This window comes from Staphylococcus gallinarum, assembly GCF_000875895.1.
GTDB lineage: Bacteria > Bacillota > Bacilli > Staphylococcales > Staphylococcaceae > Staphylococcus > Staphylococcus gallinarum.
In genome coordinates this window covers 183,534-207,692 of sequence record NZ_JXCF01000007.1, presented here as the reverse complement: position 1 = coordinate 207,692, position 24,159 = coordinate 183,534, and the positions used below count along the sequence as shown (strand labels likewise).

Below are 24,159 nucleotides of genomic sequence, written 5' to 3'. Positions count from 1 at the left end.
AATTACAACTAAACTAAAGCGCCTCAGTCATTATCACTGCGGCGCTCATTTTTATTATTTTATCAATGTTTCTCCAGAAAAAAGCATATTTAAAATTGTCATTTGTTCTGGAACGGTATTTCTTGATACCTCGGGGTGAGCTGTAATATGTGTGTCTTTCTTATTAATTAACTGTAGATTATCACCCTTTATTTCTTGAGCTTTTGCAAAGTTAAATACTACATTCTCTGAACTGATTACATATTTACTTTGATTACTCCCCTTGGCCAAATATTGATTTATTTTATTACTCAAATCTTCTTCTCTAATATGTTTTAAAAAATGTTCATCAGACACGTTATACTCTTCTGTACTAATAATCGGATCAACTGCTAAACACTTTAAATCTAGTCTTGCACCATAATTCAATGCACCCGTACCACCTTTTGAAGCCCCATATAATACAGTGTTTTCATCTGAAATATCTAGTTCCTTCTGTACTTGACGAATTGCACTGACTATATCATCTTCAAATGTGTCATTATTAACAGTATTGATATAATGCGAGCCATGAGATGCATTTAAATCCATGATACGCATGGTATTTATATTTTTCATTAAATTTCGTTCAATACCATCAAAGAATTTAGGAAACATACGTTTTGGTATTAATGAACTATCGTAATTCTGTGCGTTTGGCATGCATGTAAATAATACTAATAATTTCTCGGATTCGAATTTGTTACATTTTCTACCTTGAGGCGCATCTAATGTATAGAAAATATCATGATGCCTAATCAAATCTTTGCGCTGAAATAGTGCTTCAACGTGTGTACGCTTATAAAACTTTGAAACAGTATGTTCATGAAAATACAAAATATAATCTTGTTTAAGTAATTCAATATATTTTCCATATATTTCAGCTGAAGTTCTTGCTTTTTGTATATAATTTTCAGCATCACCTGTGTCTATCATAATACGCTTTTGATTCTTAAATGGTATCTTATCATTTAAATTGAAAATTTTATTTTCTATCATGATGATTTACCCACTTTTTTCAATATTATCCGTGAAGATATATTTTAATATATTTTCCGAACTGTTAGACTTATCATTTTTCATTAATCGACTAATCATTTGACTATAATCAATAGCACCTACACGAGTTAACTGAGTTGCTAATTTCGTTTCATTTAATGCCGCTTCAGGAAAACGGCCTACTTCATTAATATCAAAATAAAACCCAACATCTTGCTTATACTGTGAATTATCTTCTTGTAATAAGAAAATGGGTTTATTTAAATGTGCATAATCAAAAATTGTCGATGAATAATCAGTAATCATGGCAGCACATAAAATATATAACTCTTGGATATCTACAAACTCATTGTAAAAACAATGTATCCTTGCATCTAATGCATTATATTTATTTCTTAATCGCGCTTCATTCGGATGAAGTTTGACAATAATTTTATAATTTTTTGGTAGTTGATTTAATAATTCAATTAAATCAATTTGCGTTAGACTCTCTCTCTCGCCTTGTCTCCAAGTAGGACAATATAAGATATATTTTATATTTTTATCATTTGTAAATAAATATTTGCGTTGAATTCGTAGCCATTCCATCTCCGTATTGTGATTAATCAAGTATTCGTTGCGTGGAGACCCTAATTCTAATACTGTTAAATTTTCATTTTTCTCTAATTTAAAGGCAGATTTTAATAATAATGTGTTTAAATTCGAGGCAGTAATTAAATAGTCCCATTTTTTCATACGTGGAATGAATTTGTTAAGTTGCAATTGTTTTTCTTTCTTATCTCCTAAGTCGTTAACCATTTTCTTTAATGGAAATCCATGCCAAGTTTGTATAAAAACTTGATTTTTATGTTTATAAACTTTGTCTAAGGAATTTCCATTCATAAAGACATATTTACATGATCGGAAAATTTTTTTATAAATTGTACTACCGAACCGAATCGGAATGAGACCTGCATTTCTAACTTCAATATCTACTAAAGAATTAACTGAACTAACATAGATTTTTTTATTTTTGTATTGCTCTTTAATTTTTAAAGCTAAAAATTTAGGATCACCACTAAAGTTATTACCATGGAATGATTCAATGAACACTTTGTTACTATCTGGTTCAATACCTTCCATTAACTTGCGTTCTAAGCGTTCTTTTCTAAAGTTATACATTTTTTTCATTCTATTAAAGAAGATATTATTATTTAATAATAATTTAAACATCGCTGTTTTCTTTAATTGTTCATACAAATCACGCTTTCGATCTAACTTTTGTATTTTATTGACATGAGTTCTTTTTTTCTTAAATTTATAAATTGGTAATTTATGTTCTTTTGCCTGTTTAACCTTCATTTTGCTAATTTTTTTCAAGTAATCATCTGCGTAATTTTCATTAGTAAAATCAAGTTTCAAGTTTTCTATATCTTCATTTCGTTGCTCTTTCGTATACTTACCATCTAACACAGCTATTAACTTTTCACTATCTTTTTGAAAATGTTTGGTTAAAAATGATATACCATGATATTTTTCATATATTTCTTTTAATACGTTATCATTACCTGCATATATCAAGGCTTGGTTACCAATTCCAATTGTTTCCAATATAGAGTACCCTAATGTTTCATAAGGAGATGTTGAAACATATACATAATTTAGGGGTTCCTTTTCATTAATATGCACATTATCTTGTAAGTTATAGTATGCTACTAAATTTTTATATAAATTCTCAGATGGTCCGTACCCAACAATATATAATTGAATGTCTGTCTTATATGTATTTTTCTTAATATAATTAATTAGTTTTATAACATACGAAATATCTTTAATACCATCTTCAAAACGAGACTTAATCAACAAATTGCGCTTGGTATTCGCAGGCTTACAATTTATATCAATATGTTGTGCATTTACATATTTATTAAATACTGCATCATAATTATATTTTTCTTGAAACTTTTTCTTTATTGATTCAGTGCTCACTCTGATACAATCTATTGAATCTAATGCCAAATCAATTTCGTCGTTTATGTATTCAAGTGGGCCATGTATCTCGCCTACAATTTTAATTTCTTTATTATGTTGTTTTATAATTCGTGAATATTTAAATAAATCTTCACGCGTAATGATTAAAACGTCCCCTGTCGATAATTTAGCTTCATATTGACTACTAAATATTGTGAAATTTGCTGAACTTATATCTTCATGAATAATCAGTCTTGTTATATCACTATCTTCAAATGGTTGACTGTTAAAGTACTGTACTATATGTCCTTTTTCTAAAAAGGTTTTGATTAAGTTTATATTACTTCTCGATGTGCCACCTTTAGAGAAAATATTGTATCCGAGTATGTTTATCCGCATCTGTTAAAAACTCCCCTTTAAAATTTACAATTTCTCAAGTTATAACTAATTCCCCAATTATCAATTATTATCATCGACTAATTATATAATACTATATAATATTTATTTAATCTATATAAATAAACAAAGTATAAATTTAGGTTGCCATAATTAGTTTTTATATATTTTATTTCCTAATTTATAAAAAATAAACGACATTTTTAAAATTAGTTTACATTTTTGTAAATTATATTTTAAAGAACGAAACAATTTGTTTTTATACATATACAAGAAATTCTTAAGAAAGCATATAATAGCATTTAAAAAAGAGATAATTGGTCCAACAACAGCCAATTATCTCTCCTCATATTATAAGATATCGTTTTATGTTAATGAATAAGCTAGCTAAATTTATTATTTGTTAAAGTGTCCATTTTATTAATGTTGAAGCGTAAGACAAACCTCCACCAAAACCAACTAATAAGAGTAAATCATCTTTTTTAATTTTCTCTTGTTTTACAGCTAAATCAATAGCTAAGGGTATGGTTGCTGAAGAAGTGTTACCAAAATATTGTAAACTCATTAAGGCCTTATCTAATGGTATATTGGCACGATTACAAATCGATTCAATCATACGTGCATTTGCACTATGTGGCACAAACCAATTTAACTGATTAATATTGTAATTGGCCTGCATCATAGTTTGTTCAATTATGTTAGGTATATTACCTACAGCCCATTTATATACACCACGACCATTTTGTACAATGTATTCTGGATTATCCAACGACTCATTAAACATTTCTTGTGATAAATCAGAGCAATATAGATTCAATGCTTTATCTCCATCGGAACCTGATTTACTAGTTATAAAGCTTGATGTTTCACTATCAAACTCAACTAGAAATGCACCTGCGCCATCTCCAAATAAAATACAAGTACTTCTATCACTATAATCTGTAACTTTAGATAATGACTCTGCACCAATGACTAGTACCTTTTTATTTTGTTCAGATGTGATCATACCATTTGCTAAGTTTAATGCATATGTAAATCCTGCACATGCCGCATTAATATCAATCGCACCACAATTTTTTAGACCTAATTTACTTTGAACATATGAAGCAACACTAGGTGTTTTATAATCTGGTGTCATCGTTGCATTAATTATTAAATCAACATCAGAAAGGTCTACATTATAACGTTGTTGTAGATCAAGCACTGCCTTATAACTTAAATCACTCGTGTATTCATCATCAGCTGTTATACGACGTTCAATAATACCAGTCCTTTGTTGTATCCATTCATCTGTAGTTTCAACTATTTTTTCAAAATCTGAGTTAGTCAACACCTTTTCAGGCACATAAGCACCTTGTGCCGTTATTTTTGCCATAGACTTCATATTTGCACCTACCTATATATTTTAAGTATCTCTTATTGTATAGATATTTCTTTTTAATTCAAATTTAATGATGTTATATTTTGAATTTTCAAAATATTAAAACCTATTTTGTTTTGCAAATTATTTCTAAGTGCTATAATGCTTAATAATCAACTACTTTAAAGGGGGACTTTGATGAAAATTAAAATAAACGATATATCATTAAACTATAAAATATATGGCGAAGGTCGACCTTTATTATTCATTCATGGTAATGCACTTAACATTGATAGTATGGATAAGATTTATGAACCATTATTACAGGACAGTCAACAATTTCAAAGAATCTACCTAGATTTGCCTGGTATGGGCGAATCCCCATCCACACCTAATATTACAAATTCTGATGAAATGTTAGCGTACATAATGAAGTTTATTGATGCTTTAAATTTAACTGAGCCTTTAGCATTAATCGGTCATTCTTATGGTGGTTATTTAAGTATTGGCTTAGCACATAAATTACAGGAAAAAGTTGCGGGATTATATTTAACGTGTCCAGTAGTCTATGCAGAAGATAAACAAAGACGCATACCAGAAGGAAAGCAGATCATTGATCAACATTTTGATTTACCAGAAGAAAGTGATTATTTAGCTGACTACCTCGATACGACTACAAGAATCAATCAAAAAACGTGGGATTATTATATAAATACGATAGTGCCTGGATATCAAAGCGCTGACGAACCGTTTATGGATAATATTAGAAGAGACAATGATAAATATTACAAATTTAGCTTTGAAGATGACATAAATATTGCCAACAATACTGTTATCACTTTATTACTAGGTAAATATGATAATGTCGTTGGTTATCAAGATCAAGTAGATTTCTTTACGTCATTTCCTAAATCAAGTTATACCGTCTTTAGTGATGCGGGACACAATTTCTTTATAGACCTATATGATTTTAACAAATTGTTTATAGATAATTTCTTACAAAGATTAACAGAATGAAAGATATTATACAAAGATGCAACGACATAGTCTATTTCAAATTTAACAACAATAACATATACATGATTCCTAGAAAAAAGCACTCAGATAGTTGTTTTCAATTTATCTGAGTGCTTTATATATATTTTGAATTATTCGCTCACTACCTTAGAGTATTTCTCTATCTCGGTCATCGACTGTTAGTGCTACATTAAGCATCTCGTCAAAATACTTCCAAATAATTATGTTTCACAATAAAATTATTTTTAAAAAAATAGTCAGCATTTTGAACTAAGTATATTTCAAAACCTAATTTAAACAAAAGCTTTGGCTTTATACAGTGATTTGCGTTTGATTTAAATATCGACTCGAGCTATAAACAAAGTCAAAAATTAAACTGCCATTATTTTCATAATATTTAATATATGAAAAGTAATAGTGCAACAAACTAGTCATAATTTTAAAAATGAAAAAGACAATTCCTATATTATTTAAAATAGAAATTGCCATTTTTCAAATATCCAAAAACGTTATGTTCTGGACTCTAGTTATTTAGTTATTTGTTTTGAACAAATTTTAGTCTTTAAACTAGCATTTCGCTTTAAATACTTAAAATTAAAATGTCACTTTTGCTTTAACTTCACTTATAAAGTAAAGGCTACCTGTAATCAACAGGCCTTCCCCTTCATAATTTTCAATAAAGCGTACACAATCATCAACTAATACTTTATCATCTACCTTAATTTCATCAAAAATTGTTTGTTTGTCTAACGCTTTGTGAAAGTCAAAGTCCGTAACATAAAAAGTATCTGTGATTTCTTTCAATTGATCAACCATAGAAGTGATTGGCTTACCTTTAGTTGCGGCAAACAATACATCGAGTTTATCTCTATGATAATAATTTCTAATCGTTTCAATCAATGCTTCAATGCTTTCATTGTTATGTGCGCCATCAACAATCATCAATGGTGATTCTTTAACCTGTTCTATTCTACCTGTCCAAGTTACAGATTCTATACCATCGATCATTTTGTTAAAGTCTAAATCAACAATACCCGCTTCATTTAATTCAATTAAAGCAGTAATGGCAAGTGCAGCATTTTCCTTTTGATGTTCACCTAACATATTAAGCATCAATGTTTCAAGTTCATAGTCTTTATAACGGTAAGTAAATTCTTCGTCTTCTGAAATAATACTTATATCTCTTTCGAATTCAATACCGTCAGCACTTTGCTGTTCAACCAATTCACGAATAATATGCAATGCGTCTTCATTCTTAACGGCATAAATAACAGGTGTTTCAGGTTTAACAATTGCACCTTTATCTCTTGCAATATCTGCATATGTGTCACCCAAAATGTCCGTGTGGTCCAAGCCGATACTCGTTAAAATTGATAATATTGGTTTAAATACATTTGTTGAATCATTTTTTATTCCAAGCCCTGCTTCTATTACTACGAAATCGACGGGATGTAGTTCGCCAAAGTATAAAAACATCATCGTAGTAATGATTTCGAATTCAGTGGCCGTTCCTAAATCCGTCTCAACTTCTAATAATTCACTAACAGGTTTAACCCTTTGAACAAGTTCAACAATTTCGTCATCGCTGATTGGAACACCATTCAAACTAATTCTTTCATTGAACGTTTCAATAAATGGTGAAGTAAAGGTTCCAACTTCATATCCATTATCAACTAACGCTGATCTTAAATAAGCCACTGTAGAACCTTTACCATTTGTCCCACCAACATGAATACCATTTATATTAAATTGTGGATTGTTCAGTCGTTCTAGCATCCATTCCATACGTTTAACGCCTGGTTTGATACCAAATTTAGTTCGTTCATGTATCCAATATAAGCTGTCAAGGTAATTCATGTTTAGGACTCCTATGATTTTAATTGTTTAATTCGTAACTTAACACCATCATATTTTTCTTGATAAGTTGTTTGTTTATTTCGTTCTTCATTGATTACTTTCTCAGGTGCTTTGTTTACGAAATTTTCATTTGCCAATTTGTTATTTACACGATCTAATTCTTTTTGCCATTTATCTAGCTCTTTTTCTAAACGAGCAATTTCTTTATCCATATCAATGAGTCCTTCTAACGGCAATACAACTTCACCAGCTGTTGTAATCGATGTAATTGCCTTTTCAGGTATTTCAATTGAAGTTTCAATCGTTAGTTCGCTTGGATGGCAGAATCTGTCGATATAATTAGAGTTATTGACTAATGTTTCCTTTGTGTTTTCATTTTTTGCTTGAATAAAGATTGGAATAGCCTTTGATAACGGTGTATCTACTTCTAATCTAGATTGTCTTACAGATTTGATAATTTCAACAAGTTGTTGCATTGTTTCTTTACTGTCGTCAAAAATAAGTGATTCGTCAACTGTTGGCCATGCTGCATTGACAATTGTTTCACCATGATGTGGTAAGTTTTGCCAAATTTGTTCAGTAACAAATGGCATAAATGGATGTAGCATTCTCATTGTATTATCTAATACATAAGTTAATACTGATCTTGTCACTTGTTTTTGAGTTTCATCTTCACCGTTCATTGGTATTTTACTCATTTCAATATACCAATCACAGAATTCATCCCAAATAAAGTTATACAATGCACGCCCAACTTCACCAAATTCATATTTTTCACTAAGTTCTGTAACATTGGCAATTGTTTCGTTTAAGCGTGTTAAGATCCATTTATCTGCTAATGATAAATTGCCTGAAAGATCAACATCATCAACATTAAATGATTCACCTATATTCATGATACTAAATCTTGCTGCATTCCAAATTTTATTGATGAAATTCCAAACTGATTCAACCTTTTCCGTAGAATAACGTAAATCATGACCAGGTGATGAGCCTGTCGCTAAGAAATATCTCAAGCTATCAGCACCATATTCATCAATAACATCCATTGGATCGACGCCATTACCTAATGATTTACTCATCTTACGGCCGTCTTCAGCACGTACCAAGCCATGTAATAATACATCATTAAATGGTCTCTCACCTGTAAATTCTAAGCCTTGGAATATCATACGTGCGACCCAGAAGAAGATAATATCATACCCAGTAACCAATGCATTGGTTGGGAAGTAACGTTTGAAATCGTCAGCATCAACGTCTGGCCAACCTAAAGTTGAAAATGGCCATAAAGCACTTGAGAACCATGTATCTAATACATCAGCATCTTGTGTCCATTCTTCTGGATTGTCAGGAGCTTCTTCACCTACGTAAATTTCACCTGTTTCATTATGATACCATGCTGGAATTTGATGTCCCCACCATAATTGTCTAGAGATCGTCCAGTCTCTGATTTCTTCCATCCAACGGTTAAAAGTTTTTTCAAAACGTGCTGGTACAAAATCAATTCTATTATCAGTATCTTGATTATTTAATGCTTGCTCAGCTAAAGGTTTCATTTTTACAAACCATTGCGTTGATAGATAAGGTTCAACAACTGCACCAGAACGCTCAGAGTGACCTACTGAATGTTCATGCTCTTCAATTTTAATTACTAAGCCTTCTGCTTCCAAATCTTTAACTAATTGTTCACGACATTCAAAACGATCCATGCCTTCATATTTTCCAGCTTTATCGTTCATTTTACCAGATTCATCCATAACAATTATGCGTTCAAGATCATGTCGGTTACCTATCTCGAAGTCGTTTGGATCGTGTGCAGGCGTTACTTTCATTGCGCCACTACCAAAATCAATATCAACATATTCATCAGCTAATATTGGTAATTCTTTACCTATAATTGGTAGGATGACCTTTTTACCGATAACATCTTTATATCTATCATCATTCGGGTTTACAACAATTGCTGTATCACCAAGCATTGTTTCTGGTCTTGTTGTAGCAATTTCAATGTATCCTTCACCATCGGAATATGGATATTTAAAGTGATAGAATTTGCCTTGTACATCTTCGTGGATTACTTCGATGTCAGATAACGCAGTACGTGCAACTGGATCCCAATTGATAATATATTCGCCACGATAAATTAAGCCTTTATTGTACATATCAACGAATACTTTTTTAACAGCTTTACTTAAACCTTCATCTAAAGTGAATCTTTCTCTACTATAGTCTAAACCTAATCCTAATTTAGACCACTGGTTACGGATAAAGCTTGCGTATTCTTCTTTCCATTCCCAAGCTTTTTCAAGGAATTTTTCTCTACCTAAATCATGTCTAGATAAACCTTGTTCATTTAACTTCGCTTCAACTTTAGCTTGTGTTGCAATACCTGCGTGGTCCATTCCTGGTAGATACAGTGTATCGTAACCTTGCATGCGTTTCATACGTGTGATGATATCTTGTAATGTCGTATCCCATGCATGTCCTAAATGCAATTTACCCGTTACATTTGGTGGTGGAATAACGATTGTATATGTTTCCTTTGAATTATCTTCTGCAGCTTTAAAATATCCATTGTTTACCCATTGGTCATATCGTCCTGACTCAACTTCGCTCGGATTATATTTTGGTTTCATTTCCATTTGATAAAATCCTCCTTAAAATAAAAAATATCCGCCCTAATAATATAGGACGGATATTCCGTGGTACCACCTAAATTCATGAATCAAGTTATACTTAATCCATGCACTCATTATATGATTAACGCTCAAACACGCTTTAACCTAATCTACAAACGACAAACGCCGTATTTCAGTAAAAGTTCAATGTGGGCTACCTTCAATAAGTTAAACTATACACTTTCAGCTTACCGTGTACTCTCTGTCAAATCTAACTCTATTTACTCTTCCCAAAAGACAATATTTATTTCCTTAATTATAGTATAATGGATAGAGCAATAAGTCAATGCACTAGGGGGAAAATTTATGAATGAATGCGCTTTTGGCACAAAGGATCCAATTTACATACAATATCATGATGAAGTATGGGGACAACCGCTATACGATAGTCATGCATTATTCAAATTGTTAGCACTTGAATCTCAACATGCCGGTTTATCATGGCTAACTATTTTAAAGAAAAAAGAAGCATATGAAGCTGCTTTTCATAACTTTGATCCAGTAATCGTATCAAAGATGACATCTAAAGATATAGATAACCTTATGGACTTTCCAAATATCGTTCACCATCGTAAAAAATTAGAAGCTATTGTTGAGCAAGCTAAGGGTTTTTTGAAAATAGAAAATGAATTTGGTAATTTCAGTGATTTCTTATGGTCATATGTGGATCATCAACCTATTGATTTTAACTACAAACACAGTTCTGATCGTATTACTGTAGACGATAGAGCAAGACAATTATCTAAGGATTTAAAGCGTTATGGCTTTAAGTTTTTAGGACCAGTCACTGTATTTTCATTTCTTGAAGCTGCGGGTTTGTATAATGCACATCTACAATCATGCCCTAATAACCCTAAATATCTATAATCAATTTAGCTATTAAACAAGATACGTAACAACCGTTTCTACAATATAATAAGTATACAATAAAGAGCAGACCCGAAATAAAATTTCAGGTCTGCTCTACTTAATTCTTGATAAACATTAACTATATTGATTATTTAACTTCTGATTTCCACCATAGTGAATCTTTTGGATTTTCTACGGCCATTTCAAATTCTTTCTCTGTAGCAACTGTTGGATAAGAACCTTTTAATGATTGTTTTGATGTATCTTTAAATAAGAACAATACAACCAATAAACCAATAATACTTACTGCTAATAAGTAAAACGCAGGTGCTAAGTTATTATTTGTAACATGTACTAACCAAGAAGCAACTAATGGTGTTGTTCCACCAAATATTGAAACGGCGATATTAAACGTCCATGATAATGTTCTATATCTCACATTTGTAAAGAATAATGTTGGCAATGTTCCTGGCATTGTTCCTTCATATACGGATAAGACAATTCCAATCATTAATAAACCAATAAATAAGAAACCTAAATTTCCGCCATTTAAAAATTGGAACGAAATGATAGAGAAGACAATACCTAAAATTAAACCAACGCTGATAATTTTCTTGTTACCACTCTTATCGCCTAAGCGACCAAACATAATAGCAAATGGTAACATAATAATTAGTACAACTGCTGTAATCGGTGTACTGATTGTATCTTTTATGCCGACAATTTCATCTAAGTATGAAGGCATATATCCTAGTAACATATAGTTTGTAATATTGAAGAAAGCAACAAATACTACACATAATAAAATGTCACGTTTATTTTCTTTAATGATTTGTAAGAAACCAGGTTCATCTTCTTGATGATTTGCTAAGTCATTTTCAAATATTGGCGATTCTTCTAAGTGTGATCTTAAGTATAAACCGAATAAACCAATTGGAATACTTACGAAAAATGGGATACGCCAACCCCAAGATTGCATACTTTCAGATGGAATCAACCAAAACATAATAGTGATTAATACCGAAGCAAAAATGTAACCAGATAAAGTACCTAATTCTAATCCACTTCCCAATCTAATACGTTTGTTATCAGGTGACGATTCTGCAATATAAACCATTGCACCTGCATATTCTCCACCTACTGAAAAACCTTGCATTATACGAGCTAATAATAAAATAATTGGTGCCCATATTCCAATTTGATCATATGTAGGTAAAATACCAATGATAAATGTAGAAATCGCCATTAAAATGATGGTCGATGTTAGTACAACTTTTCGTCCATATTTGTCCCCAATTTTCCCAAATACAATGCCACCGACAGGACGTAATAAGAACGCTATCGCAAAAGTGGCAAATGTAAATATAAGTTTAATTTCATCATTTTCAACTTGACTGAAAAAGTTTTTACTTATAATTACGGCTAAATATGAATATAAAGCAAAATCAAACCACTCCATAGCATTACCGATACCAGTCGCAAATACACTTTTCTTTGCCTGATTTATGTCTACGGTGTTAATTTTATGCTTGTTAAACTTCATGACATATACACTCCTTTTATTTACAAGAAGTCATTTTAGCATGTATCAACTAAACGTCAACAGTTGATTTTACAATAAAAATCAATGCGTAAGCGGTTACTTACAGTGAGGCGTGTTGTTAGAAACGTTTAAAAATTTTTTAACAGTCAGAAAAGTCGGAATATTATATCGGTAAAAAATAACATATCATGAGTATATTTACACCCAGATTAATAGTGTATCCTGTTTTTAATGTAATCAACTTATATAATACAAAATGTATTTTTTTCTATAAAATGTCATGAAACAATCACAATTAAAAACAAACTCCTAATAACAAAATGAATGGTTATTAGGAGTTATTATTATTAATTAATTTTTAGTACGTGAATGTGCTCTATATTGCAGATAATACTTCAATAAAGGTGCAATTAAAAATAATATAAAGAATATTCTAAAGATATGATAACTAGATATCATGGCTACATCGGCTCCAGTCTCTATAGCTACTAACACAATTTGACTCATTCCACCTGGTGCAGCACCTAGGAACAACTCATTTATAGAATGATCTGACACTAGCGAGATAATATAAACCATTACGAATGCTAATAGGATAAGCATTACATTTTGAAAAGCGATAGCTACTGCTATACGACCTTTCATTTGATTTAATAAATTAGCAATTTGAACACCAATTCTAATCATATAAATAACTTGCGCAGCAGCAATGATGTAATTATCTAATGTAAATGTTATTCCAGTCATCATGTTCCAAATAATTAATACTACAATTGGGGCAAGTAACTGTCTAGTTGGAAAGTTGATTTTACCCATTAAGTAATAAACAACAGCAATAGCTACAATTAATAAAGCTATATTAGGTAAGTTTAATGCTTCTGTTAATTTCTGACTAGCAGTAGAAACAGCACCTGCATGTCCACCACTGTCTCTAAAAAAATAAGAAATAAATGGGACCAATACAACGACAAATATAATACGTGACGTTTGTGTTAAACTAACAACCATGATATTTGCTTTTTTATCTTCTTCTGCCATGACTAGCATTTGACTTAATGCACCAGGTATTACACTTAAAATGGCTGTCTCGGTATTAACTTTCGCAATTTTCTTAAAGAAATATGCAATTATTAATGCTAAGACTAATAACATAATGGTAATTAAAACAATTGTTAACCAATCGTCTTTAATATCATAAATTACTTTCTTAGTAAATGTGCTTCCAATTTGTACCCCTAATAGAATGAGTCCAATTTGACTAAGCCAAAATGGCCATTTGATATCTAAATGAAAGAACCTGATACAGATTACACTTGCTATAATCGGGCCAAACATAAACGGTAGTAAAATGTGTGCTGAATGCAATAGCAAACTGAGTATAATGGCTAAACCCAAAACAATTAAATTGTTTCTTAAATGTTTATTCATGACTTCACAACTTTCGTTATTTTCTTTGTCATTTCAAGCAATAAAAAATGCCCGTTCAACGCTTCTGTTGTCCGGGCACATTGTTGAAAATTATACAATTCTGCTTAATGCAGTATCAAATGCTTTAATTGTTTGTTCAATATCTTCTTTGGTGTGTGCAGTTGAAAGGAATGTACCTTCAAATTGTGATGGAGGTAGAAATACGCCTTCATTAGCCATTTCTCTATACATTTGGCTAAACAATTCTAAATCACTACTATTTGCTTCGTCAAAGTTAGTCACTGGCCCCGGGTTTAAGAAATACCCTATCATTGAACCAGCACGATTAACTGTGATAGGTACATTATGTTTACTGAATACTTCTTTTAAACCTGTTTCCAGTATATCTCCTAGTTCATTGAAGTAATCATATGATTCTGGTGTAAGTTGACTTAATGTCTCATAGCCACTTGTCATCGCTAATGGATTACCTGAAAGCGTACCAGCTTGATAAATATCACCAAGTGGCGCAATTTGATCCATTATTTCTGCTTTACCACCGAATGCACCAACTGGCAATCCGCCACCTATTACTTTACCAAGACAAGTTAGGTCCGGAGTAACATTAAAGTAACCTTGTGCACAGTTATATCCAACTCTAAAGCCTGTCATGACTTCGTCAAAAATCAATAAAGAACCATATTCAGTCGTGATATCTCTTAATCCTTGTAAGAAACCTTCTACTGGTGGTACAACACCCATATTTCCAGCAACAGGTTCCACAATCACGCCTGCAATATCGTCACCAAACTCTTCAAAAGCCACTTTAATTGCATCTAAATCATTATAAGGTACAGTTATTGTATTCTTTGCAATACCTTCAGGTACACCAGGTGAATCAGGTAAACCTAAGGTCGCCACACCTGAACCAGCTTTGATTAATAAAGAATCACTGTGCCCATGATAACAGCCTATAAATTTAACAATTTTATTTCGTCCAGTATATCCACGTGCTAAACGTAAAGTATCTAATGTTGCTTCTGTGCCTGATGACACCATTCTTACCTTTTCAATAGAAGGAACACGTTCGATAACGAGCTCAGCTAGTTTGTTCTCTTGTAATGTTGAAGCACCAAAACTAGTACCTTTATCTACCACTTGATGAATACTATCAATCACTTGTTTATTTTGGTGACCTAGAATAAGCGGTCCCCAACTTAAGACATAATCTATATATTCATTTCCATCAATATCATAAATTTTTGATCCTTTACCATGATCCATAAATATTGCTGGTGTATCTACTGATTTGAAAGCTCTAACTGGACTATTGACACCACCTGGCATCAATGTTTCAGCTTTTTGCATCGCCTGTTCAGAATTCGTATACCTCATTAATTTATCCTCCTTATTGTTCGTCTAGATAACGACAAATATCTTTTGAGAAGTAAGTGACAATCATATCTGCACCTGCACGTTTCATAGAAATCATTTGTTCCATAACGACAGCCTTTTCATCTATCCAACCGTTTAATGCAGCAGCTTTCGTCATACTATATTCACCACTTACATTGTAAGCTACTACTGGAATATTCGTTGTATTTCTAACGTCTCTTATAATATCTAAAAAGCTTAATGCCGGTTTGACAATCATCATATCAGCACCTTCAGCTAAATCACTCTCAAGCTCTCGCATAGCCTCTCTTCGGTTCGCTGGGTCCATTTGATATGTCTTACGATCTCCGAATTGTGGTGTTGATTCCGCAGCATCTCTAAATGGTCCAAAGAAACTTGATGCATATTTAATACCATAACTCATGATTGGTACATTTTGATAACCAGCAGCATCTAATCCTTCACGAATCGCAGCAACAAATCCATCCATCATATTACTTGGTGCAATAATATCTGCGCCCGCTTCAACTTGAGAAATTGCTGTCTTCACTAATAATGGTAATGATTTATCATTATCCACATCTTTTGTCTGTTCATTGATTACACCACAGTGACCATGATCTGTATACTCACATAGACATGTATCAGCTACTACAAGTAAATCACTATATAATGATTTAGCCTTGCGTGTTGCTTCTTGGACAATTCCGTTATGGTCATATGCACCTGTACCTACATGGTCCTTTTCATTGGGTACACCAAAGAACATAATGGCTCTAATACCTAATTCATATGCTTCTTTAATTTCTTCTTCTACTAAATTTAAGCTCAATTGATATACACCAGGCATTGAGACGATTTCTTCCTTAACGTTATCTCTTTCTACTACAAATATCGGATATATTAAATCCTCTTTATGAACGTGTGTTTCACGAACGATATCTCTCATTGACTTACTACTACGTAATCTTCTGTGTCTATCAAATTGCATTATCTTTCCAACTTTCTAAGATTTTATTTACTAGTGAATCTAGTGTTTGTATATTGGCTTTTGTAGCTTGAATATCAAATTTATTAATTGTTGCTAATGTTTGATCTCCAATTACATAATAATGATTAAAGTCGATATCACCGGCTTGATTAAAGAAAAATTCTACTGCTGATGAGCTCGCAAATGTAATTGCATCAACTGCATTATTTGATAAAAGCTGTATAACATTATTTATATTTTCAGTATGTGGAATAGGCTGATATAAGTCAATTTTCTGAACTGAAAATGATTGATCTTCTAATGCATATTGTAAGTATGGCCTAGCAGCTTGGCTAGAAGGAATTAATATTTTACTATGTTTTTCACCTTGGAAGTCTTGAATAAAACCTTCTTGTGAATAATCTTTAGGGCAATAATCAACTTGAATCCCTTTAGATTGGCAATATTCTGCAGTCTTTTTACCAATTACTGCAACATGGCTAACGTGTGTTTGTGTAAAATATGGTAAAAAGTACTCCACTGCTTTTTTAGACGAAAAAATAAGCCAGTCATAGTTAACTTCTAGTAATTCAGTATCAAAGGATAATGGCGCTACATCAATTAATGGTTTGTGTAGTATACATACATCCTCTCTCTTAAATTTACTAGTTTGTGTCATAACTATAACTGGTCTCATTGATTTCACCTCAAACGATTTATTCAGATTCGTTTAATGTCTTAATTATTTCATATGCACCTTGTGCATTCAATACATCTGTTACCTTTTCACCTAATTCTACAGGATTTGTACCTTGTTCTGTATGTTGATAACGTGTCTTACCATCTGGTGACATAATTAATCCTGTGAATTCAATCAAACCATCAGAACCTTTAGTAGCATAACCACCAATTGGCACTTGGCAACTTCCATTCATTCCTGCTAAGAATGTACGCTCTGCAGTAACACAATCTGCAACATCTGCATTGTGTACTTGTTGTAATAAATCAAGTAACTCTTGATCATCTGATCGACATTCAATACCTAATGCACCTTGGCCTATTGCGGGAATCAAAGTATCTTCGTCTAGATAAGAAGTTACAATATCATCTGACCAACCCATACGTTTAAGTCCTGCTGCTGCTAAAATAATGGCGTCATAATCTTCTGTTTCTAATTTCTTAAGACGTGTGTCGATATTTCCACGTATCCATTTTATTTGTAAATTAGGATGCTTAGCTAGAATTTGCGCACCTCTTCTTAATGAGCTCGTTCCTACAATACTATTATCAGGTAACTCATCTAATGGAACATGATTTTTTGCTATATAGGCATCGTATGGATTTTCACGGTCTGGAATACACCCCAATGTTAAGCCCTCAGGAATAACACTTGGAACGTCCTTAAGTGAATGAATTGCCATATCTATTGAATGATCGAATAATTCATTTTGAATTTCCTTAACGAATAAACCTTTACCGCCAACCTTCGATAATTGTTTATCGATAATTCGGTCACCTTTAGTAACGATTTCTTTGATTTCAATTTCTAAATTTTCATCAATGGCCTTTAATTTATCTATAAATTGTTGGCTTTGTGTTAAAGCAAGTTTACTCCTACGAGAACCAACGACTAGTTTACGCATGATGTGCCTCCTTGTGTCAATGACTATATGTCATTAAATCATGAATAGCTTATATAATTCGATATTTAATGTATACTTGAAAAATGTGAAGCAAAAAATAAATTAATCATACTTAGACAGAATAATATTGCATTAAAGTAAATGAGTTTAATTGACTCTATCTTTTTTCTTACCCTAAAAAGTAAATAAACACCATATAATAAGGTTATAATCGTAGATAAAAATACCTTTGGATCAATTAATATCTTTACACCTAGCGTGTTAAAGCCCCATTGTGCACCTAAAATGATACTTAAAATAATAAGCGAAAATCCTATTAATGTACTATAAAAAACAACTTGTTCTAAAGTTGCTACACTCGCTATTCTAAAATACTTTTGGTTAAAACGCTTTTGCTTTAAATTTTTATATTGAATGAAATATAAAATACAATTTACAAAAGCAAAGGCAAAAAGTGCATAACTCATCGTTGCCAATGCAATGTGCACGACTAACAGTTCATTAATCACAGTCGTTTGACCAATTGAACTTTGATAGTGCATAGGTTGGAACGTATTTACTGCAATAAATACAAATCCTATTAAATTAAATAAGAAAATCGATATATTAATTTGCTTTATCACACTGATGACAATAGATATAGAAATGATTAACCAAGCAAGTGCAAATAACACATCAAAAATATTATTTAACGGGACATGTTGTGTTGCGTTTATATAAAAAGATAAAGAGATTGTCTGTAATACCCAAACAATCCCCAAAGTAACGAACCCCACTTTACTTACGATGTAATGTTTCTTAACAAAGTCGATAAAATAACAAGCAATACTGATTAAATAAAATACTAATATAAGTTCATTTAACCTAATAAATAAAGTTTCTTGCATATCATCACCATTTGAATATGCTTATTCAAAACTTAGAATTTGACTATTAGTCACTTCACTCTTTTTCTTACGTGGTTCGTAACCAGCCTCAGCTTCTATGTCAAAAATGTTTTGAAACAGCTCTAATTTTTCGTTGCCTTTTCTATCACTACTCAATTCTTTAGCTTGTTTAATTGGATCCTTTAACATTTGATTGATGATGCTTTTTGTATGCTTCGAGATGACTTTACGTTCTCTCTCTGAAAGACCTGGTAACTTTCTATCTATACTTTCCATGGTTTCAGCTTGAATATTCATTGCTTTCTCACGTAAAGCTCTAATAACTGGTACAACACCTAACATATTAACCCATTCATTATGAGCAGCTATTTCAGATGGTATACGTTGCATTATCTCGTTAGCTGCATCTTGACGTTCTCTTAAATTAGCATCTACTAATCCTTTCAAATCATCAACATCATAATTAAAGATACTTTGAATGGCATCTATGTTTGGCTCAATGTCTCTTGGTACTGCGATATCGATAAGTACTAAAGAGTCAGTTTTTCGTTCATTCGCAATAGACTGTATCATTTCATTTGTGATGATATAATTCTCAGAGCTAGTAGAACTAATAACGATATCAACTTTAGCTAAAAGTTTTGGTAATGATGACATTGGTTCAAAGTTTACATTATGTTTCGTTGCAAGATCTTGTGCTTTACTTAGTGTTCTATTCACAATCGTAATATCAGTAACTCCTGAACCAATTAAATTTAGAAGTGATAACTCACTCATTTCCCCTGCACCAATGATTAAAGCTTGCTTATTGTTGATTTTGCCAAATACTTTCTTACTAAGTTCAACTGCTGCATAAGAAACACTTACTGCATTATCTGCTATATCAGTTTCGTTATGTGCTTTTTTCGCAAAAGTAATAGCTTGTTTAAAAAGATGATTAAAAATCGTACCTGTTGTTTCTTCATCTTGGGCAATAAAGAATGCATCTCTTATTTGTCCTAGAATTTGAGTCTCACCAAGTACAATAGAATCTAGACCAGAAGTGACATGCAATAAATGATTTACTGCTTCGTCCCCCACGTTTACTTCTGTCATTTCCTTTATTTCTTCGACATCAAATCCAAATGATCGTGCTAAAAAGCGTTGAATATAGTAACGACCCGTATGAATTTGATCTACGACTGCATATACTTCTGTACGATTACATGTTGATAAAATAACATTCTCTAAAATAGATTTTGTCTCAAATAAATCAACATTGGCTGAACGTATGGCATCATCTTTGAAAGCAACTTTTTCTCTAAGTGCTACATCTGCTGTACGATGATTAATGCTTACCGCAATTAAATGCATTTATAACGCCCTCCATACATATTACAATAACTAAATTATAACACAATTATTGCTGTAGTTAAGCATGTTGCTTAACTAAATTAGAAGAATTATAATTTACATTCAAATTGTTGTCATAATTTAGTCGAAATTAGACAATTTCGTATCTAAATTGATTACAGTTTTAAATGATTATAAATAACGTGCTATCTTATCCCAAATTTGTTGTTGCTTATTATTTTTCACAGATGAATAACTAATTATATCGTCTTCTGGTTCCATTTCTAACTTTTGCTGTATATTTGCTAAATGTTTTTGTACTTTACCCTTTGGAATTTTATCTTCCTTTGTCGCAACGATTAATGTCGGTAATTCATAATATTTAAGATAATTATACATTAAGATATCATCTTCAGTTGGGTTATGTCTTAAATCAACAAGTTGTATGACCAACTTTAAAGATTCTCTTTCTGAAATATAGCGTTCAATCATTTTACCAAATGATTCACGTTGTTTCTTGCTCACTTTGGCATAACCGTATCCTGGTACATCGACGAATACAAGTTGATTATCGATATTATAAAAATTTAAAGTTTGAGTTTTTCCAGGTTGTTGGGAGGTACGTGCCATATTTTTTCTACCTATCATACTGTTAATAAATGTAGATTTACCAACGTTAGATCTTCCACTTAACGCCACTTCTGTAAGACCCGTTTCTGGATATTGTTCAGGTTTTACTGCGCTGATTAATAATTCTATTTCATTAGGATTTATCTTCATTTTTGTCGACCCTCTTTTCTACTAATTTGACTGTTCTATTATATTACAGTTTTGCTTATATGAATACGACTATTTACTGGCCTTGTAATTTGTAGCTTAAAAATAATTTTAAATTTGCAACACGATATATACAAATGACTTTCAAATCAATAAAACAAAAAAAGTCCTAAGTTGATATGATAACAACTTAGGACTTTACATAAACACTATTTAAGCTGATGTTTGTTCTTTATTAATAAGATTACCATCTTTATCATATAGCTCAGGTTCTTTTTCTTCAGTGATTGTTTCATCAGTGATTACAACCTTAGCAACGCCTTCAGATGAAGGTACATCATACATAATATCAATTAATGCTTCTTCGATAATAGAACGTAAACCACGAGCACCAGTCTTACGTTCAATTGCTTTCTTACTGATTGCTGCTAGAGCTGCTTCAGTAAATTCTAACTCAACATCATCTAATTCTAACATCTTCGTATATTGTTTAACTAATGCATTCTTAGGTTGCGTTAAAATATTATTTAACGCATCTACATCTAATGTTTCTAAGTTAGCCACAATTGGCACACGACCAATAAATTCTGGTATTAGACCATATGATTGTAAGTCTTCTGGTCTAATTTGTTCTAAAATTGCATCTTCATCGTATTTAGATGCCTCACTACTTGAGAAACCAATGACCTTTTCGCCTAATCTACGTTTGATTACTTCATCGATTCCATCAAAAGCGCCACCAAGTACGAATAAAATATTCGTCGTATCAATTTGAATCAATTCTTGGTTAGGATGTTTACGTCCACCTTGTGGCGGAACGCTAGCAGTTGTTCCTTCCAAGATTTTAAGCAATGCTTGTTGTACACCTTCACCAGAAACATCTCTAGTAATAGATGTGTTTTCTGATTTTCTAGCTATTTTATCAATTTCATCGACATAAATAATACCTTTTTCAGCTTTATCTACATCAAAGTCCGCTGCTTGTATTAATCGTAGTAAGATGTTCTCTACATCGTCACCAACATAACCTGCTTCAGTCAGACTTGTAGCATCTGCAATAGCAAATGGTACATTTAAAGTTTTAGCTAACGTTTGTGCTAATAACGTTTTACCACTACCAGTAGGTCCAATTAATGCAACGTTACTCTTTTGTAATTCAACTTCATCATCTTTCGGACCTAACTGTTGAATACGTTTGTAATGATTATATACTGCAACTGCTAATGATTTCTTAGCCTTTTCTTGACCAATAACATAATCGTTTAATTGATCCATAATTTCTTTAGGTGTTGGCAATTCAGTTAAACCTTCTGGTTCAGCTTGAGCTAATTCTTCTTCTACAATTTCAGAACATAGCTCGATACATTCATTACATATATATACGCCACTTCCTGCGACTAATTTTTTCACTTGATCTTGATCTTTACCACAGAAAGAGCATTTTAAATTCTCTTCACCTTCATTGAATTTAAACATTCTATTTACACCCCTATTCCCTAAAGACTATACTAAATAGTATTTTAATATGCAACTTATACAATTCCAAGTTTTTTGCATAAAGTACTGTAGCAGATACATTAATGAATGCATCTGCTACTGGATTACTATATTAAACAACTAACATATAATTCACAAAACAATTTGCTTAGTTTATATTTAGTTATGCTTCAGTGTCATCTTTAGATGGTTCTACTAACTTTGCTTCATCAACTAATAAATCGATAACTTTTTGGATACGCACGTCATTCTTAACGATGTCTGTGCTACCAAGTGTTTGTTTAATATCTTCTACTGAGATATTAAATTGTTCACTCATTTTTTCTAATTCTTTATCGATGTCAGCATCAGTTACTTCAACCTCTTCTGCATCAGCGATTGCTGTTAATGTTAAGTTTGTCTTAACGCGCTCTTCAGCATCGTCTTTCATTTGTTCTCTTAATTGTGATTCATCTTGACCAGAGATTTGGAAGTATGTTTCAAGATTTAAACCTTGTTGTTGCATACGTTGACCAAATTCTTGAACCATGCGATCTAATTCTGTATTAATCATCGCTTCTGGAATATCGATTGTTGCATTGTTTGAAGCTTTGTTAATCGCTTCTTCTTTTTGAGCATTTTCTGCTTCAGTTGCTTTTTGTTCAGCTAAACGTTTACGTAAATTTTCTTTGTACTCGTCAACTGTGTTCGCTTCAGCATCTAACTCATTAGCAATTTCATCAGTCAATTCTGGAACATCTTTAAATTTAATTCCATTTACTTTAGTTTTGAATGTAGCTTCTTTACCAGCTAATTCTTCAGCGTGATATTCTTCTGGGAAAGTAACGTTTACATCTTTCTCTTCACCAGCTTTAACACCTACTAATTGTTCTTCGAATCCTGGGATAAATGAACCTGAACCGATTTCTAAATCGTAACCGTCAGCTTGTCCACCTTCGAATTGTTCACCGTCAACATAACCATCAAAGTCGATGTTTACTGTATCGCCTTCTTCAACAGCACCATCTTCTTTAACGACCATTTCAGCTAAGTGGCCTAATTGGTGATCGATAGACTCTTGAACTTCTTCGTCTGTTAATTCAGAACTTTGTTTTTCGATTTCTAATCCTTTGTAGTCACCTAATTGTACTTCAGGCTCAACTACTACAGTAGCTTCGAAAGTCATGTCTTTACCTTTTTCAATTGAAGTAACATTGATTTCAGGTTGATCAACTGGTTTAATGCCAGTTTCATCAATTGCTTCACCGTAAGCTTCTGGTAATAAGATATCAACTGCATCTTGATATAATGCTTCTACGCCAAAGCGTTGTTCAAAGATTGGACGTGGTACTTTACCTTTACGGAAACCAGGTACATTAATTTGTTTAACTACTTTTTTAAAAGCCTTATCAATTGCATTGTCTACTTTTTCTGCTGGAACTGTAACGGATAATACACCTTCGTTACCTTCCTTTTTTTCCCAAGTTGCTGTCATGTATAAAAACCTCCATGATTATCCTATTTTATTTTTTCAACTCCATTATTATAGCATACGTCAATGTTCTACACAAACACGGAACATACAAAACAATTGGCATGTTGAAA

At 32.1% G+C, this 24,159-nt stretch carries 18 protein-coding genes and 1 other annotated feature; of the genes, 2 read left to right on the top strand and 16 right to left on the bottom strand.

What is annotated here, in order from left to right; translation table 11 throughout:
• Window positions 1–54: 54 nt before the first annotated feature.
• From SH09_RS04750 to SH09_RS04740, 3 genes are all read right to left on the bottom strand, one after another.
• On the bottom strand, window positions 55–1,017 hold the full coding sequence (locus SH09_RS04750) for an XcbB/CpsF family capsular polysaccharide biosynthesis protein (RefSeq protein ID WP_042738479.1): 963 nt from the start codon (window positions 1,015–1,017) through the stop codon (window positions 55–57).
• Window positions 1,018–1,023: 6 nt separating this feature from the next.
• The gene (locus tag SH09_RS04745) at window positions 1,024–3,366 is read right to left on the bottom strand and encodes a CDP-glycerol glycerophosphotransferase family protein (RefSeq protein ID WP_042738478.1); all 2,343 of its coding nucleotides are present in this window, start codon (window positions 3,364–3,366) and stop codon (window positions 1,024–1,026) included.
• A 400-nt stretch (window positions 3,367–3,766) separates the two neighbouring features.
• Window positions 3,767–4,747: a ketoacyl-ACP synthase III gene (locus SH09_RS04740; protein ID WP_042738477.1), complete on the bottom strand. Its 981-nt coding sequence runs from the start codon at window positions 4,745–4,747 to the stop codon at window positions 3,767–3,769.
• A gap of 174 nt (window positions 4,748–4,921) precedes the next feature.
• Between SH09_RS04740 and SH09_RS04735 the strand changes: the two genes are divergently transcribed.
• Window positions 4,922–5,740 (top strand): alpha/beta fold hydrolase, encoded by an 819-nt coding sequence (locus tag SH09_RS04735; RefSeq protein WP_042738476.1) that lies wholly within the window; start codon window positions 4,922–4,924, stop codon window positions 5,738–5,740.
• Window positions 5,741–6,334: 594 nt separating this feature from the next.
• On the opposite strand, the gene SH09_RS04730 is transcribed toward SH09_RS04735, so the two are convergent.
• Window positions 6,335–7,525 carry a bifunctional folylpolyglutamate synthase/dihydrofolate synthase gene (locus tag SH09_RS04730; protein WP_371664061.1) on the bottom strand — a complete coding sequence of 397 codons (1,191 nt, stop codon included), beginning with the start codon at window positions 7,523–7,525 and terminating at the stop codon, window positions 6,335–6,337.
• Between the two features lie 83 nt (window positions 7,526–7,608).
• On the bottom strand, window positions 7,609–10,239 hold the full coding sequence (locus SH09_RS04725) for a valine--tRNA ligase (RefSeq protein WP_042738474.1): 2,631 nt from the start codon (window positions 10,237–10,239) through the stop codon (window positions 7,609–7,611).
• Window positions 10,240–10,281: 42 nt separating this feature from the next.
• Window positions 10,282–10,522: a binding site (T-box leader), on the bottom strand.
• A 59-nt stretch (window positions 10,523–10,581) separates the two neighbouring features.
• Between SH09_RS04725 and SH09_RS04720 the strand changes: the two genes are divergently transcribed.
• Entirely contained in the window at window positions 10,582–11,142 is a 561-nt protein-coding gene (locus SH09_RS04720; RefSeq protein ID WP_042738473.1) for a DNA-3-methyladenine glycosylase I, read from the top strand.
• 130 nt (window positions 11,143–11,272) lie between these two features.
• On the opposite strand, the gene SH09_RS04715 is transcribed toward SH09_RS04720, so the two are convergent.
• The 11 genes from SH09_RS04715 to tig all read right to left on the bottom strand — a co-directional run bounded on the left by SH09_RS04715 (window position 11,273) and on the right by tig (window position 24,049).
• Complete coding sequence (locus SH09_RS04715) at window positions 11,273–12,667, bottom strand: MFS transporter (protein WP_042738472.1); 1,395 nt, start codon at window positions 12,665–12,667, stop codon at window positions 11,273–11,275.
• 351 nt (window positions 12,668–13,018) lie between these two features.
• On the bottom strand, window positions 13,019–14,095 hold the full coding sequence (locus SH09_RS04710; RefSeq protein ID WP_042738471.1) for an AbrB family transcriptional regulator: 1,077 nt from the start codon (window positions 14,093–14,095) through the stop codon (window positions 13,019–13,021).
• Between the two features lie 90 nt (window positions 14,096–14,185).
• Complete coding sequence (gene hemL / locus SH09_RS04705) at window positions 14,186–15,469, bottom strand: glutamate-1-semialdehyde 2,1-aminomutase (protein ID WP_042738470.1); 1,284 nt, start codon at window positions 15,467–15,469, stop codon at window positions 14,186–14,188.
• A gap of 13 nt (window positions 15,470–15,482) precedes the next feature.
• Window positions 15,483–16,460, bottom strand: a complete 978-nt coding sequence (gene hemB / locus SH09_RS04700; protein WP_042738469.1) for a porphobilinogen synthase — start codon at window positions 16,458–16,460, stop codon at window positions 15,483–15,485.
• Window positions 16,450–17,136: a uroporphyrinogen-III synthase gene (locus tag SH09_RS04695; protein WP_042738468.1), complete on the bottom strand. Its 687-nt coding sequence runs from the start codon at window positions 17,134–17,136 to the stop codon at window positions 16,450–16,452. The genes hemB and SH09_RS04695 overlap by 11 nt, the downstream gene beginning before the upstream one ends.
• 19 nt (window positions 17,137–17,155) lie before the next feature.
• Window positions 17,156–18,082: a hydroxymethylbilane synthase gene (hemC, locus tag SH09_RS04690; protein ID WP_042738467.1), complete on the bottom strand. Its 927-nt coding sequence runs from the start codon at window positions 18,080–18,082 to the stop codon at window positions 17,156–17,158.
• A gap of 65 nt (window positions 18,083–18,147) precedes the next feature.
• Window positions 18,148–18,969, bottom strand: coding sequence for a cytochrome C assembly family protein (locus SH09_RS04685; RefSeq protein ID WP_042738466.1), 822 nt, complete (start codon window positions 18,967–18,969; stop codon window positions 18,148–18,150).
• A gap of 21 nt (window positions 18,970–18,990) precedes the next feature.
• Window positions 18,991–20,322 (bottom strand): glutamyl-tRNA reductase, encoded by a 1,332-nt coding sequence (gene hemA, locus SH09_RS04680; protein WP_042738465.1) that lies wholly within the window; start codon window positions 20,320–20,322, stop codon window positions 18,991–18,993.
• 171 nt (window positions 20,323–20,493) lie between these two features.
• Window positions 20,494–21,081, bottom strand: a complete 588-nt coding sequence (gene yihA, locus SH09_RS04675; protein WP_042738464.1) for a ribosome biogenesis GTP-binding protein YihA/YsxC — start codon at window positions 21,079–21,081, stop codon at window positions 20,494–20,496.
• A 210-nt stretch (window positions 21,082–21,291) separates the two neighbouring features.
• On the bottom strand, window positions 21,292–22,554 hold the full coding sequence (clpX, locus tag SH09_RS04670) for an ATP-dependent Clp protease ATP-binding subunit ClpX (protein WP_042738463.1): 1,263 nt from the start codon (window positions 22,552–22,554) through the stop codon (window positions 21,292–21,294).
• Window positions 22,555–22,738: 184 nt separating this feature from the next.
• On the bottom strand, window positions 22,739–24,049 hold the full coding sequence (tig, locus tag SH09_RS04665) for a trigger factor (protein ID WP_042738462.1): 1,311 nt from the start codon (window positions 24,047–24,049) through the stop codon (window positions 22,739–22,741).
• Window positions 24,050–24,159 lie beyond the last annotated feature (110 nt).

Excerpts from the sequence above, each read along its gene's own strand:
- SH09_RS04750 (WP_042738479.1), bottom strand. The coding sequence starts at position 1,017 with ATGATAGAAAATAAAATTTTCAATTTAAATGATAAGATACCATTTAAG.
- SH09_RS04745 (WP_042738478.1), bottom strand. The coding sequence starts at position 3,366 with ATGCGGATAAACATACTCGGATACAATATTTTCTCTAAAGGTGGCACA.
- SH09_RS04740 (WP_042738477.1), bottom strand. The coding sequence starts at position 4,747 with ATGAAGTCTATGGCAAAAATAACGGCACAAGGTGCTTATGTGCCTGAA.
- SH09_RS04735 (WP_042738476.1), top strand. The coding sequence starts at position 4,922 with ATGAAAATTAAAATAAACGATATATCATTAAACTATAAAATATATGGC.
- SH09_RS04730 (WP_371664061.1), bottom strand. The coding sequence starts at position 7,525 with ATGGAATGGATGCTAGAACGACTGAACAATCCACAATTTAATATAAAT.
- SH09_RS04725 (WP_042738474.1), bottom strand. The coding sequence starts at position 10,239 with ATGGAAATGAAACCAAAATATAATCCGAGCGAAGTTGAGTCAGGACGA.
- SH09_RS04720 (WP_042738473.1), top strand. The coding sequence starts at position 10,582 with ATGAATGAATGCGCTTTTGGCACAAAGGATCCAATTTACATACAATAT.
- SH09_RS04715 (WP_042738472.1), bottom strand. The coding sequence starts at position 12,667 with ATGAAGTTTAACAAGCATAAAATTAACACCGTAGACATAAATCAGGCA.
- SH09_RS04710 (WP_042738471.1), bottom strand. The coding sequence starts at position 14,095 with ATGAATAAACATTTAAGAAACAATTTAATTGTTTTGGGTTTAGCCATT.
- hemL (WP_042738470.1), bottom strand. The coding sequence starts at position 15,469 with ATGAGGTATACGAATTCTGAACAGGCGATGCAAAAAGCTGAAACATTG.
- hemB (WP_042738469.1), bottom strand. The coding sequence starts at position 16,460 with ATGCAATTTGATAGACACAGAAGATTACGTAGTAGTAAGTCAATGAGA.
- SH09_RS04695 (WP_042738468.1), bottom strand. The coding sequence starts at position 17,136 with ATGAGACCAGTTATAGTTATGACACAAACTAGTAAATTTAAGAGAGAG.
- hemC (WP_042738467.1), bottom strand. The coding sequence starts at position 18,082 with ATGCGTAAACTAGTCGTTGGTTCTCGTAGGAGTAAACTTGCTTTAACA.
- SH09_RS04685 (WP_042738466.1), bottom strand. The coding sequence starts at position 18,969 with ATGCAAGAAACTTTATTTATTAGGTTAAATGAACTTATATTAGTATTT.
- hemA (WP_042738465.1), bottom strand. The coding sequence starts at position 20,322 with ATGCATTTAATTGCGGTAAGCATTAATCATCGTACAGCAGATGTAGCA.
- yihA (WP_042738464.1), bottom strand. The coding sequence starts at position 21,081 with ATGAAGATAAATCCTAATGAAATAGAATTATTAATCAGCGCAGTAAAA.
- clpX (WP_042738463.1), bottom strand. The coding sequence starts at position 22,554 with ATGTTTAAATTCAATGAAGGTGAAGAGAATTTAAAATGCTCTTTCTGT.
- tig (WP_042738462.1), bottom strand. The coding sequence starts at position 24,049 with ATGACAGCAACTTGGGAAAAAAAGGAAGGTAACGAAGGTGTATTATCC.